Source organism: Paractinoplanes brasiliensis, from assembly GCF_004362215.1.
GTDB lineage: Bacteria > Actinomycetota > Actinomycetes > Mycobacteriales > Micromonosporaceae > Actinoplanes > Actinoplanes brasiliensis.
Genome location: NZ_SNWR01000002.1, coordinates 1049739 through 1062911, shown reverse-complemented (window position 1 = coordinate 1062911; position 13173 = coordinate 1049739). Strand labels below are relative to the sequence as shown.

Annotated in this window: 11 protein-coding genes; 7 read left to right on the top strand and 4 right to left on the bottom strand. The window is 73.6% G+C overall.

Going from position 1 to position 13173, the window contains the following annotated elements; translation table 11 throughout:
• Positions 1 to 96: 96 nt before the first annotated feature.
• From C8E87_RS36910 to C8E87_RS36900, 3 genes are read right to left on the bottom strand one after another with little or no spacing between them, the layout of a single operon-like run.
• A complete protein-coding gene (locus C8E87_RS36910; RefSeq protein ID WP_133878018.1) occupies positions 97 to 408 on the bottom strand; it encodes a hypothetical protein in 312 nt (103 codons plus the stop codon).
• On the bottom strand, positions 405 to 950 hold the full coding sequence (locus tag C8E87_RS36905; RefSeq protein ID WP_133878017.1) for a LuxR family transcriptional regulator: 546 nt from the start codon (positions 948 to 950) through the stop codon (positions 405 to 407). Before C8E87_RS36905 ends, C8E87_RS36910 begins: the two co-directional genes overlap by 4 nt.
• Positions 947 to 3490, bottom strand: a complete 2544-nt coding sequence (locus C8E87_RS36900; RefSeq protein ID WP_239080095.1) for a LuxR C-terminal-related transcriptional regulator — start codon at positions 3488 to 3490, stop codon at positions 947 to 949. Before C8E87_RS36900 ends, C8E87_RS36905 begins: the two co-directional genes overlap by 4 nt.
• 238 nt (positions 3491 to 3728) lie before the next feature.
• Here C8E87_RS36900 and C8E87_RS36895 point away from each other — a divergent pair, with 238 nt between their 5' ends.
• The 5 genes from C8E87_RS36895 (at position 3729) to C8E87_RS36875 (ending at position 9280) form a co-directional block, all read left to right on the top strand.
• Positions 3729 to 5180, top strand: coding sequence for a dynamin family protein (locus C8E87_RS36895; RefSeq protein WP_239080094.1), 1452 nt, complete (start codon positions 3729 to 3731; stop codon positions 5178 to 5180).
• Positions 5177 to 6979 (top strand): dynamin family protein, encoded by a 1803-nt coding sequence (locus C8E87_RS36890; protein WP_133878015.1) that lies wholly within the window; start codon positions 5177 to 5179, stop codon positions 6977 to 6979. Before C8E87_RS36895 ends, C8E87_RS36890 begins: the two co-directional genes overlap by 4 nt.
• On the top strand, positions 6976 to 7467 hold the full coding sequence (locus tag C8E87_RS36885; protein WP_133878014.1) for a hypothetical protein: 492 nt from the start codon (positions 6976 to 6978) through the stop codon (positions 7465 to 7467). Before C8E87_RS36890 ends, C8E87_RS36885 begins: the two co-directional genes overlap by 4 nt.
• Before the next feature lie 77 nt (positions 7468 to 7544).
• Positions 7545 to 8924, top strand: a complete 1380-nt coding sequence (locus C8E87_RS36880) for an MFS transporter (RefSeq protein WP_133878013.1) — start codon at positions 7545 to 7547, stop codon at positions 8922 to 8924.
• The gene (locus C8E87_RS36875; RefSeq protein ID WP_133878012.1) at positions 8924 to 9280 is read left to right on the top strand and encodes a GntR family transcriptional regulator; all 357 of its coding nucleotides are present in this window, start codon (positions 8924 to 8926) and stop codon (positions 9278 to 9280) included. Before C8E87_RS36880 ends, C8E87_RS36875 begins: the two co-directional genes overlap by 1 nt.
• Here the strand turns inward: C8E87_RS36875 and C8E87_RS36870 are convergent.
• Positions 9277 to 9786 carry an NUDIX hydrolase gene (locus tag C8E87_RS36870; protein ID WP_133878011.1) on the bottom strand — a complete coding sequence of 170 codons (510 nt, stop codon included), beginning with the start codon at positions 9784 to 9786 and terminating at the stop codon, positions 9277 to 9279. The genes C8E87_RS36875 and C8E87_RS36870 overlap by 4 nt on opposite strands.
• 45 nt (positions 9787 to 9831) lie before the next feature.
• Here C8E87_RS36870 and C8E87_RS36865 point away from each other — a divergent pair, with 45 nt between their 5' ends.
• Both C8E87_RS36865 and C8E87_RS36860 read left to right on the top strand, forming a co-directional pair.
• Positions 9832 to 11052 (top strand): NAD(P)/FAD-dependent oxidoreductase, encoded by a 1221-nt coding sequence (locus C8E87_RS36865; RefSeq protein WP_133878010.1) that lies wholly within the window; start codon positions 9832 to 9834, stop codon positions 11050 to 11052.
• Positions 11053 to 11057: 5 nt separating this feature from the next.
• Complete coding sequence (locus C8E87_RS36860) at positions 11058 to 13013, top strand: PAS domain-containing hybrid sensor histidine kinase/response regulator family protein (protein WP_133878009.1); 1956 nt, start codon at positions 11058 to 11060, stop codon at positions 13011 to 13013.
• The last annotated feature ends 160 nt before the right edge of the window (positions 13014 to 13173 follow it).

The following is a 13173-nucleotide window of genomic DNA, read 5'->3' as shown; positions in this document are numbered from 1 at the left end:
GACGTAGTGGTGTCAAAAGTCGTGGACACACGATCCTCCGGTGATCAAGCGGTGCCCGAAGCGACGTTCAAACGGTGCCCAGAACCGCCGACGAAATCACGGCTCCGCACCCGGGTGGACGAGCCCGTCCACGTACGCGCGGGTCTGTTCGCGATGATCGTCGCGCCATGCGAAGGGGCGGCGCACCTCACCGGAACTCAGATCTCGGGGTACGGGCCGGTCGAAGGGCAGCGTCGGATCGGCCTGGGGTTCGCTGCCGGCCACAAGGGAGGCGCCGCGCGGGAAGGTGAGCGAGGAAGGGGCGGCCGGGCGCCACCGGTGCGGCGGGACGACCGGGTCGGTGACGGGCATCGCGTGCCGGATGAGGATCAGCTCGGTGGCGGCCGAGCCGGGTCCCGGGTGGATCAATGCTGGCGGGGCGGGGCGCCGCGCTGGCGCAGGTAGGCGAGGACGGCCTCGCGGGTGGTGCGCACCCCGAACAGGGCGCGCGCTTCGGCGATGCGGCGGTTGGCGGTGCGCAGGGACAGGAACTCGGCGGCGGCCGCCGCGGCGATGGTGTCGCCGGCGGCGAGACGGTCGAGCAGGGCCCGCTGCTCGGGGACGAGGTCGGCGACGGCGTTGTCACCGCCGGCCGGTTCGGCCGCGCCGTGCTGCACGGGGCCGAGGCGGGCCAGGTCGTCGAGGAGCGCGCGGCCCAGCGGCGACTCGGTGTCGCACACGGCGACGATCCCGGCGCCGCGGGCCGCGGCCAGCACCGCCAGTTGCAGGGTGTCGGGGTCGCCGATGCGGCCGTGCAGCACCAGGCGGCTGCCGGTCACGTCCCAGGCCGGATCGGGCAGGGCGAACCCGTCGCGGGCCACCCAGCCGTCCCGGGTGAGTCGGCGCAGCACGGTGTCGGCGTCGCCGGGGTTGGCGACGACGTGTCGGGGAGCGTCGGGCTGTCTGGTCACCGGCCATCCTTGAACGTGTCAGACATGTCATCGGGGGTGAGGTGGGTGAAGGCCAGGGCGGCGGCTTCCGTTCGGGTCCGGGCGCCGAGCTTGCGCATGCCGGCGCGGATGTGGGTGTCGACCGTCTCGGCGGAGATGCCGAGCTGGCCGGCGATCCGGCGAGTGGGTTCGCCGGCCGCGACCAGCCGCAGGACGTCGGTCTCGCGGCGGGTCAGCCGATCACCCGAGCGGGGGCTGCGGGTGTCGCGGTGCACGTTGTGGCGGCGCAGCCCGCGGCGGGCCCGGCCGGCCAGCACGGTCAGCCCGGCCGCGTCGGCGAGCTGTTCGGCCTGCAGCAGCGCCGCGACAGCCCGCCCCGGGTCGGTGTCGGTCACCCCGGCGGCGATCAGGCAGCGGATGCGTTCACGCAGGGCGACCGTTTTCCAGCCCTCGGCGGCGGCGGTGAAGCCGGTGCCGGTGGCCCAGGCGGTCAGCGTACGCCGGGCGGCCGCCGGGAGCCCGCCCGGCATCGGCGGGGCTGAATGGTCACCCAGGTCGTGGGCGGCCCAGCGGGCGGTGATGGCGTGCAACCCGGCGAGGAGCCCGTCCGCACCGGCGGGCGGGTCCAGGGCCCTGTCCGGTTGCCCGTCGAGCCACGCGGTCTCCTGCGCGACCCAGGCCGTGGCCGGGTGCGCCGGGGCGGCGTCCAGATGGGTGCGGGCCGCGGCGAGCAGCCCGCTGTCGGCCTCGATCAGCGCGGTCGCGGCGGTGGCATAACCCCGGGCCTCGTCCGGCACCGCCCGATCGGCAAGGTTGGCGGCCCGGCGCAGCACACCGTCAGCACCGTCCTCGGAAGGCGCCGCGCCGGCGGCCTGACCAAGAGCACCGTCCCCCGGACGCCCTGAGCCGGGACCACGAAGCGGAAAGCCGCTCCCGGGACCGGTCGAGCCAGGACCGGCCACGGAGCCCTCGATGGAGCCGCGCAAAGCCAAGGCCCAGTCGGCGGCCGCCGTGAACCGGGCCTGCCACCCGTACGCCAGGGCGTCCGCGCTTTCCCGGGCGGCGGCCAGGGCGGCGTCGGCCGACTCGGCCAGGCGCCCGTCGGCGGCGAGCTGCTCGACCAGCAGCCACGCCGACCACCGCCCGATCAGCGGATCGGCCGACCGGGCCGCCGCGGCCAGCGCCGTGTCCCAGCCCGGCGTGCGCAGCCGGGCCTGCACGGCGGCGAGGGCGGCCGCGACCCCGGGCGGCGGCTGCGGATGCCGCGCGGTGATCTTGCCGGCGAGGTCCTGCGCGGCGGACGGGTCGGCGGCCAGCTCGGCCAGCAGCAACACCCGGTCCCGGCCGGCGAGCACCGGCCCCGCCGCGGCGTCGGGCACCCCCCGGACGGCCGAACGGGCCCCCGCATGATCACCGGCCTGGAGCAGCGCCTCACCGCGCAGCACCTCGGCTTCCGGGCCCAGCGGTTCCGGGGCCGTGAGCACCCGGGCGGCGGCCGCGGCCCGGCCCGCCGTCAGCAGGGCGTCGGCCGCCGCGAGCCGTACGCGCGGGTCGACCGGCACGTCCAGTTCACAGGCGAACAGCAGCAGCGCCGCCCGGTCACCGCCGGAGGTCTGGTCGGCCGCGACCAGGGCCTTGCGGTGCGCGCCGGGCAGGTCACCGGCCGCGGCGAGGTGCCGGGCGGCCTCCGCCGGTGGGGTCAGCTCGGCCAGCCGGGTGTGCAGCTCGGCGCGGGCGGGGGCGTCGAGCAGCCCGGCCGCGGTCTCGGCCACGTACGTCGACACCGGCAGCAGCTCGTCACCGCCGGGCGCGGGCATGACCAGGCCGGCCGCGAGCAGGTCGGCCGCGCCGGGGCCGAGCAGCGCGGGCGGGGCGGCCCGGCCGAGCAGGCCCAGCGCGGCCAGGGCGGTGCGGGCCGGGCGCTGCAGGTCGGCCAGGGCGTTCGCGATCGCGTACGCCACCTGGTCGATGCCCGGCCCGGCGGCCGGCTTGGCCGCGGCTGCCTGCCGGGCCAGCGCGGTGACCGCGAGGGGGTTGCCGCCGGCCCGGTCCACGACGGCGTCGAGGATCGGCGGCTGCAGGTTGCCGGCGGTGCGCCGGGCCAGCTCGAGCGCGGCCGTACGGGTCAGGGGCGGCACCTCGGCCCAGGCGGCCGCGGCGGCCCGCAACGCGTCCTGCACCTCGCCCGGCAGCCGGTGCGGGGTGCGCAACGCGACCAGCACCCGGCAGAACCGGGCCAGGGCGGGCAGCGCGGCCAGGGTGGCCGGGTCGGCGTACTGCACGTCGTCGAGGACCAGCAGCCCACCCCGTACGCGGGAACGCACCGCCTCGGCCAGCAGGTGCACGTCGTGGGCGGGCAGCCGGGCCCGCACCGCCCGCGACAACGCCAGCGCGGGCACGGTCTGCAGCATCGCCAGCCCGCCGCCGGCGTGGACCGGGCCGGGCACGGCGGCCGCGAGCTCACGCAGCGCTGTGCTGCGCCCGCAGCCGGGCGGGCCGGTCAGCACGACAAGACCGGGACGGTGCAGCATGGTGGCGGCCTGATGCAGCGCTTCCGCCACCTGGTCCCCTTCCCCCGAGTTGCGTCGGTGTGCGTGGCACGAACACGGGATCCCCTGCTCGTGCGCTGTCCGTAGGCTGGACCCGCGGCGGGCGACCCTGGTGCCCGCCCCTTTTCGCGATGGGGAGGGTCTCAGTGACACCGGCCGTGGTCAGCACATTCTCCCCGACGATGTGCCCGGCTGACGAGTCATGGTGAGCGGCCCGCTGACCGCCAGCGTGGCTACGCTGTGTGATGAAATGGTCGCTCGGGTCGGTCTGGAGGCCGGTGGCCAGCTCATACAGATCCGCGACCGGCTCGGCGAACCGTTACGGGTAGCGATCGCCGGCCGCCTGAAAGCCGGAAAGTCGACACTCGTCAACGCGTTGATCGGGCGCCGGGTGGCCCCGACCGCGGTCGGTGAGTGCACCCGGGTGGTCACCCGGTTCCGGTACGGGCCGGCCGACCGGGTCGACGTGGTGTGCCGCGACGGCGAACGCCGGAGCCTGCCGCTGGACGACGACGGCATGATCCCGCAGCGGCTCGGGGTGCCCGCCTCCCGCGTCGCGTACGTCGACGTCACCCTCACCAGTGAGAAACTGCGCGACCTGACCGTGGTCGACACGCCCGGCCTGGCCTCGACCGACACGCTCGTCAGCGCCCGCGCCGAGGAAGCCGTGGGCACCTCGACCGCCCCGTTCGACGCCGACATCGACGCCGACTCGGCCGGTGAGGTCGCCGCCGCCGAGGCCGTGGTGTACGTGTTCACCCAGGCCGTACGGGCCGACGACCTGCGCGCCCTGGAAGCGTTCCGGGACGCGTCGGCCCGGCTCGCGTCCACCCCGATCAACGCGCTCGGGGTTTTCGGCAAGGTCGACACCCTGGTCGGCGGGGCCGGTGACCCCTGGCCGGTCGCGGGGCCCCTGGCCGACCAGCAGGCGGCGCTGCTGGCCCGTACGGTCTCCGGTGTCGTGCCCGTGGTGGGGCTGCTCGCCGAGACCGGTGAGGCGGGCCGGCTCACCGGCGCCGACCGTGACGCCCTGCAGCAGCTGGCCGGCCTGCCCGGCGCCCAGCTGAAGATCATGCTGGCGTCGGCCGACCTGTTCCGCAGCCGGCCTGCCCCGGTCGGCGCCGAGCAGCGGGAGCGGCTGCTGCAACTGCTCGACCTGTACGGCATCGGGTTCGCCCTGGCCCAGCTCGGCGCCGACCCGGGCGTGTCCACCGGTGAGCTGGTCCGCCGGCTGGTCGCCGCGTCCGGGTTCCCGCGGCTGCGCCACACCCTGGAAGAGACGTTCCGGTGGCGTTCGGACGCCATCAAGGCCGGCTGGGCGTTGTCGCGGCTGGAACGCCTGGCCGGGCACACCCGCGACGAACGGGACCGGGAACGGCTGCGCGACGGCGTCGAGCGGCTGCTGCGCGACCCCGCCTACCACCGGTTGCGGCTGCTCGACGCGGCCCAGCGGGTCGCCGCCGGCGCGGTGCCGCTGCCCGTCGAGTGGGAGCAGGAACTGACCCGGCTGGCCACCTCGGAGGACCCCCGCTGGATCCTGCGGCTGCCCGACGCCGGCCCGGGTGAGCTCGCCGCGGCCGCGGTCGCCGCCGCCAACCGGTGGCGGGTGTACGCGGTCGCCGGCGCCGGGCCGGCCCAGTCCCGGGTCGCGCAGGTCGCCCAGCGCGGCTTCCACATCCTCGCCCAGCAGGTACGCGCATGACGGATCTGACCCCGGTGCTCGACAGCACCGTCAAGGACACCCTGGCGTACGTGCGCACCCACGACCCCGACGCCGGGGCCGAACTGGCCGAGCTGCGCCGGCGCCGGCTCACCCGCCCCGAGGTGGTCGTCGTCGGCGAGACCAAACGCGGCAAGAGCTCCCTGATCAACGCGTTGCTCGGGGTGCCCGGCCTGTCCCCCGTCGACGCCGCCGTCGCCACCGCCACCTATCTGCAGTTCGTGCCCGGCAGCGAGCTGAGCGCGCGGGCATGGCTGCCCGGCGCGGCCGAACCGGTCACGATCGGCGACCTGACCGGGTGGGCCACCGGCGCGCAGCGGGCCCGCCGCATCGAGGTGACCCACCCCGCCCCGATGCTGCGCTACCTCAGCCTGCTCGACACCCCCGGCGTCGGCGGGCTCGACCCGGCCCACACCGCCGTCGCCCTGGCCGCGGTCGAACGGGCCACCGCCCTGCTGTTCGTGGCCGACGCGTCGGCGCCGCTGTCCAAACCCGAACTGGACTTCCTGGTGGCCGCCAGCGAGCGGGTCGACACGGTCGTCTTCGCCCTCACCAAGATCGACGGGTTTCCGGGGTGGCGGCGCATCCTCGACGACAACCAGGCCCTGCTGCGCGCCCACGCGCCCCGCTTCGCCGACGCGTCCTGGTTCGCCGTGTCCAGCGCCCTGGCCGAACTGGCCGTGCAGGCCGGCCCCGACGACGAGGCCGCCCTCGTCGAGGCGTCGAAGATCGCCGAGCTGCAGCACGCCCTGGTCGAACTGGCCGGCCGCGGGCACCAGCTGCAACTGGCCAACGTGCTGCGCGCGGCCCGCGGCGAGCTGGCCCGGCTCGAGACGGCCGCCGCTGATTCCGTACGGGCGGTGGAGGCCGACCCGGTCCGCACGGCGCAGCTACGGGCCGAACGCGCCGCCCTGGCCGCCCGCAAACGCACCGAGTCGCGGCAGTGGACGCTGCTGTTGTCCACCGAGACCCAGCGGGCCCGCGTCGAAACCGTCGGGCAGCTGCGCACCCGCGTCGCCGCCGTGCAGCAGGACTTCTCCGAACGCGTCGACAAGGGCCGCGGCGAGGCCCTGGCCCGACTGCCCGAGCAGCTCGACGCCGAGTTGCAGGCCGTCGCCGTGGAACTGTCGGCCCGGCTCGAGAGCACCTTCGCCGCCGTCGGTGAGAAGGTCCTCGCGTCGGTGTTCGACGACAGCGAACGCGCGGCCATGCTGGGCCGGCTCAACGCCACCCTGCGCCACGCCATGGACGCCGCCCCGCCCCGCGACGGTTCCGCCGACAACGTGCTGATCGCCCTGTCCGCCGGCGGGATAGCGTTCATGGCCGGGCGCGGCGCGATGCTCGGCGCGTCGGTGCTCGCCGTCGGCGGGGGGCTGCTCGTGCCGGTCGCCGGGATCGGGCTGGGCCTGGCCGCCGGCGGCTACGTGCTGTACCGCCGGCGGGTGCAGACCGACCGGCAGCAGGCCCGGATCTGGCTGCGTGACGTGCTCGGCGAGGCCCGCGCGGCCCTGGCCGACGAGATCGCCAACCGGTTCACCGACCTGCAGTACGCCCTGTCCGTCGCCGTCGACGACGCGGTGGAGAAAAGGCTGCGGGACCTCGACGCGCACATCGCCGAGATCGACGCGGCCGCCGCCGAGGACGCCGCGGGCCGGGCGAAACGACGCGCGAGCGCGCAACAGGAACTCGACGGGGTACGCGCGAAGCTGCGGACCGCCGATGCGGTGCTGGCCAAGGCCCGGGTGCTGACGCCCGTGCCGCACGACGAGGAGGACCGATGAGCGACCACCACGACTTCGGCGACCACGACGACTACCCGATCTTCGACACGCCCGAGGCGCACGACACGCACGACGATTTCGGCGCGCTCGACCCGATCGCGTACGACGATCACCACTTCGACACGCCCGAGTTCGACGTGCCCGAGGTGCACCACGACATCAGCGCCGACGAGACGCCGCCGGTCGACGAGCACACCGGCCTCGCCGCCGACGAGGTGGCCGCGGCCGAGCCGCTCGACGTGTTCCCGCCCGCCCTGGACGTCGGTGACCTGCCCGAACCCGTCGACGGCTTCCCGTGGATCGACACCGGCAGCCTCGGCGTCGTGCACGCCGCCGCTGCCGGGCACGCCGTTGATCCCGTACGCCCGGAGGAGCTCGCCGAGTACGCCGGGGTCGAGCTGAGCCCGGCGCAGGACCCGTGGGCCGCCCTCGCCGCCGACGAGGACCCGGCCACCAGCGCCCTGGCCCGGTGGTGGCAGGAAAACTGAGTATCCGGGCCCTCCCGTACCGCCGGTGGCAGGTGGCATAGTTTCGGCGCCAAGCAACGAGACCTGGAGCCGACCACATGGCCGCACCCGGCACCGCCTTCACCCCCGCAACCGGCCGCCGGGAGCGTACGGGCTGGTACTTCTACGACTGGGCCAACTCGGCCTTCTCCACCACCGTGCTGACCGTCTTCCTCGGCCCGTTCCTGACCACCACCGCCGAGATCGCCGCCGGTTGTGAGCTGGGCGCCGACGACTGCACCGGCCGGGTCCGCCCGTTCGGCCTGACCATCGCCGCGGGCTCCTTCTACCCGTACGTGGTGTCCTTGTCGGTCTTCCTGACGGTGTTCGTCCTGCCGATCATGGGGGCCGTGGCCGACCGTGCCCCCCGCAAGAAACCGCTGCTGGCCGGGGCCGCGTTCCTCGGCGCCGGCGCCACCATCGCCATGGTGTTCGTGACCGGCGACCGTTACCTGCTCGGCGGCCTGCTGTTCCTGATCGCCAACATCGCGTTCGGCGCCGCCATCGTGGTCTACAACTCGTTCCTGCCCCAGCTGGCCGGCCCCGACGAACGGGACAAGGTCTCCAGCCGCGGATGGGCCCTGGGCTACCTCGGCGGTGGCCTGCTGCTCGCCGCGAACCTGGTCGCCGTGATGATCCTGTCGGTCGACGGCGACGACCAGCGCACCATGGACATCGCCCGGTTCTGCATCGTCAGCGCCGGCGTCTGGTGGGCCGTGTTCACCCTCCTCCCGCTGCGCTGGCTGCGTGAACACCCCGCCGCCGACGCTGCCGCTTCCGCGCGGGGCAACGTGCTCACCGACGGGTTCAAACAGCTCGGGCACACCCTGCGCAACCTCAAGGCGTACCCGCTGACCCTGTTCTTCCTGCTCGCCTACCTGATCTACAACGACGGCATCCAGACCGTGATCGCGCTGGCCGCCCAGTTCGGCAGCGAGGAACTCGACCTCACCCAGTCCACGCTGATCGTCACCATCCTCATCGTGCAGTTCCTCGCGTTCGGCGGCGCGCTGATGCTGGGCGCGGTGGCCACCCGGATCGGCGCCCGCAAGACCGTGCTGCTCAGCCTCGGCCTGTGGCTGGTCGTCATCGCCGCCGCGTACTGGCTGCCCGCCGGCGAGCCGCTGCCGTTCATGCTGCTCGGCGCGGGCATCGGCGTCGTGCTCGGCGGCAGCCAGGCCCTGAGCCGCAGCCTGTTCTCCCAGCTCATCCCCGACGGCAAGGAAGGCGAGTACTACGGCTTCTACGAGATCAGCGACAAGGGCACCAGCTGGCTCGGCCCCCTGCTGTTCGGTGTGATCTTCCAGCTCACCGACAGCTACCGGCTCGGCATCATCAGCCTGGTCGTGTTCTTCGTCGTCGGTGGCGTCCTGCTCGCCCTGGTGCCGCTGCGCCGCGCCATCACCGCCGCCGGCAACACACCCCCCAGACTGATCTGATGAACATCACCATCGACCCGGCGTCGGCCACCCCGCCGTACGAGCAGGTGCGGCTGCGCATCGCCGAGCTGGCCGCCGCCGGGGAGCTGCCGGCCGGTCACAAACTTCCCCCCGTACGGGCCCTGGCCGCCGAACTGGGCCTGGCGGCGAACACGGTGGCCCGCGCGTACCGGGAACTCGAACTGGCCGGTCTGGTGCAGACCCGCGGCCGGCTCGGCACGGTCGTCACCGCCCGCGCGGCGGGCACCTCCGCGCAGGCGCAGCAGGCCGCCACCGCGTACGCGGAAAGGGTCAAAGCTCTGGGGGTGCCGCCCGAAACAGCGCTGGGGCTGGTCCGGGCGGCCCTGGGACTCTAAAGACCGTGGCGTTTGCCCAGCTCGGTGGGGGAATCGCCGGGCTGGGCGAACCACGGCGGGCCGTCCGGGTCGGCGGTGGTCTCGATGCGCAGCTTGGTCAACCCGCCCACCTCGGGCAGCTCGTCCGGGGCGAACCAGCCCACCTCCAAGGACTCGTCACCGTCCGGGCGGGCCTCACCACCCACCGCCCGGCACCGGAACCACACCGCCAGGTACTCGCACCTGTCACCGTTCGGGTACAGCGCCTCGTGCATCGCCACCCCGCCCAGCCGTTCGATCTCGGCGACCACCCCGGTCTCCTCGAAGATCTCCCGCAGCGCCGCCTCGGCCGGCTGCTCCCCCGGGTCGATCATCCCGGCCGGCAGCGACCACCGGCCGTTGTCGGAACGTTTGAGCAGCAGGATCCGGCCCTGGCCGTCGCGGACGACCCCGCTGGCGCCGGGCAGCAGCAACAGGTCGTGGCCGATGTGGGCGCGCAGCCCGGTGATGTAGGGCGAAATTGGCATGCCGTCACGCTGTCACACGGGCTCCACCGCCGGTGACTGGAGGACATGAAGCCCACAACCAAGGTGATCGTGATCGGCGGCGGCTACGCGGGCGTGATGGCCGCTAACCGGCTCACCCGGCGCGACGACCTGACCGTCACCCTCGTCAACACCCAGCCCGTGTTCGTCGAACGGATCCGCCTGCACCAGCTGGTGGCGCGCACCGGAACCGCCGCCGTCAACTACTCCGAGGTCCTCGCCCCGGCCGTACGGCTGGTGGTCGCCGAGGCCCGCACCATCGACGCTTCGGCGCAAACCGTCACCCTGTCCACCGGAGACACCGTCGGCTACGACTACCTGATCTACGCCGTGGGCAGTACCGGCGCCGCCCCCGGGAACACCCACGCCATCGCCACCCTGGCCGACGCCGCCCGCCTGCGCGACCTTCTCCCACCGGCGGCCGTCGGTCAACCTGGCCGCGTCCACCGACCCGCCGGCCCGGTGGACGACAGCGCCGGCACGGTGACCGTGGTCGGGGCGGGTCCCACCGGCATCGAAACAGCCGCCGAACTCGCCGAGCAGGGCCACACGGTCACCCTCATCGGCGAACTCGGCCCGTACCTGCACCCCCGCGGCCGCGGCAAGGTGGCTGCCACCCTCGACCGGCTCGGCGTGCGCCGCATCGACGCCCGCGTCACCTCAACCGGCCCCGGCGTGGTGCACCTGGACGACGGCCGCGCCCTGCCCAGCCCGCTGACCGTGTGGGCCGCTGGTTTCCGCGTTCCCGACCTGGCCGTGCGCAGCGGCCTGAAGACCGACCCCGACGGCCGCCTGCTCACCGACGAGACGCTGACCAGCGTGTCCTCACCCAGGATCGTGGCCGCGGGCGACGCCGCTTGCCCGTCCGGCCGTCCGCTGCGGATGAGCTGCCAGGCCGCAGGCCCCCTCGGGCTGCACGCCGCCGACACCGTGCTGGCCCGTGTCGCCGGCCACACACCGCGGCCGTTCGTCGCGGGTTTCCTCGGCCAGTGCGTCAGCCTGGGCCGGCGCGCCGGCATCTTCCAGTTCGCCCGCCGCAACGACGTGGCGGTCGGCGCGCACATCACCGGCCGGGTGGGCGCCACGGTGAAGGAGTTCGTCTGCCGCAGCACGGTGTGGCAGTTGTCGACGGCGGCCCGCCGCCCCGGCCTCTTCAGGATCCCGTCCTTCATCGGCGACCCCACCCGGCCCGGCCCGGCTGCGCCCTCGCCGCCCCCGCTCAGGATTCACGGTTCACAACCGAAGTAGGTATCGTGCCGGATCAGATGTTCCTGCTGGCGAATATCGTGATCACGTTCGCCTACGCGTCGATCACGGTGGCGATCCTCGTGCCGGTGACCCGGGCCGGGCAGCTGCGGACCAACAAGCTGGCCGTGGCCACCTCAATGATCTTCTTCAGCTGCGCGGTCGGACACGCCCTGCATGCGATCATGGCCTATCAGGCCGTCCTCCGCGGCCCAGGGACGCATCACCTGACCGATGACACGGCCGGCTGGTCGTGGACCTCAGCGTTGTGGGACGCCACCACCGCGGCGATCGGCGTCTACTACTGGACCTTGCGCCGCGGCTACGGGGTCCTGCTCGGCCCCGGCGGCATCTATGTCGACCCGTGGGGCCAGCACCGCCTCGACGAGGCGGCCGCCCGGGAACACGCCGCCCGTGATCTCGCCGAGGCCCAGCGCGCCACACTGGCCACCGTGGTCGAGCACAGCGACGACGCGATCGTCGGGCTCACCCCCGAGGGACTGGTCACCGCATGGAATCACGGCGCCGAGAAGATTTTCGGCTACACCGCCGCCGAGATGCTGGGCCGGCCCGCCGCCGTGCTCGCCGACCGGCAAGGAGCCGAGCACCAGGACGACGTACTCGCCGGCATCCGCCACGGTGGCGGCGGCCGCTCGTACGAGGCGCAGCGGTTACGCAAGGACGGCACCCCGGTCGATCTGGCGCTGACCGTCACCCCCATCCTGGATCAGGCCGGCACGGTGATCGGTGTCTCGGCGATCGCCCGGGACATCACCGCCGCCAAGGAGGCCGCCGAGCATCAACGGGCCGTGGAGGAACGCAGCCACCAGGCCCAGCGGATGGAAAGCCTGGGCAAACTCGCCGGCGGGGTCGCACACGACTTCAACAACATCCTGGCGATCATCGGCAACTACACCGACTTCGCGATCGAGGAGACCGTCGACAACCCACAGGTCCAAGCCGACCTCAAACAAGCGCGCGTCGCGGTCGACCGGGCCGGGAACCTGACCCGGCAACTGCTCACCTTCACCCGCGGCGACGCCATCCAACCCGCCGACATCGACCTGAACACCGCCATCGCCGAGGTCCACGGCATGCTGGAACGTACCATCGGTGAGCACATCACCCTGATCGCCGTGCCCGCCGAGCGGCCGCTGGTCGTGCACGCCGACCCCGGGCAACTCCAGCAGATCCTGCTCAACCTGGCCATCAACGCCCGTGACGCCATGCCCGAGGGCGGCACGATCGTGCTGGAGGCCAACACCGCCGTTCTCGACGGCGACGAGATCAACATGCAGCCGCCCGTGGCCGCCGGCACCTACGCCCGCCTGCTGGTCAGCGACACCGGCCACGGCATGTCCTCCGAGACCGCCGCCCGGATCTTCGAGCCGTTCTACACCACCAAGCCGCAGGGCAAAGGCACCGGCCTCGGGCTGGCCACCGTCTACGGCATCGTGACCGAGGCCGGCGGCAGCATCAACGTCTACTCCGAGCTCGACATCGGCACCACCTTCCGCGTCTACCTGCCCCTTGTGACCGCCGCCACCACGATCGATGCGGCCGCCGCCGCACCGCCGTCGCCGCACGGCGACGGCCGCACCGTGCTGGTCGTAGAAGACGAACCAGCCCTCGCCCGCGTCGTGGGCCGCATCGTCGGCAACGGCGGCTACCGCGCCCTCGTCGCCGCCAGCGGTCCCGAAGCTGTGAAGCTGTACGAACAGCACGGCTGCGATCTGCTGCTCACCGACGTGATCATGCCGGAGATGCCCGGCCCCCGGCTCGCCGAGATCCTGCGCCAGCACGACCCGGACCTGCCCGTGGTGTACATGTCCGGCTACAGCAACGGACTGCTCGGCAAGACCCACGTCCTCGACGAGGACATCACCTTCCTCGAAAAACCCTTCACCGCCGGCGACCTGCTCCACAAACTCGCCTCCACCCGCCGGACAGGCACCCACCACTGACCATCGCCAGGGCCCCGCCCGGCCGAACCGGATCCTGCGCCGCCGCGAGCGAAAGACGCTGGCCCAGGTTGTTCGGCGACATCGACGAGGCGGAGCTGCACCTCTGGGCCTCCGTGGCCCTAACGCAACGCCGTCTGCGGACCAGCCGTCCTTCGGAGGT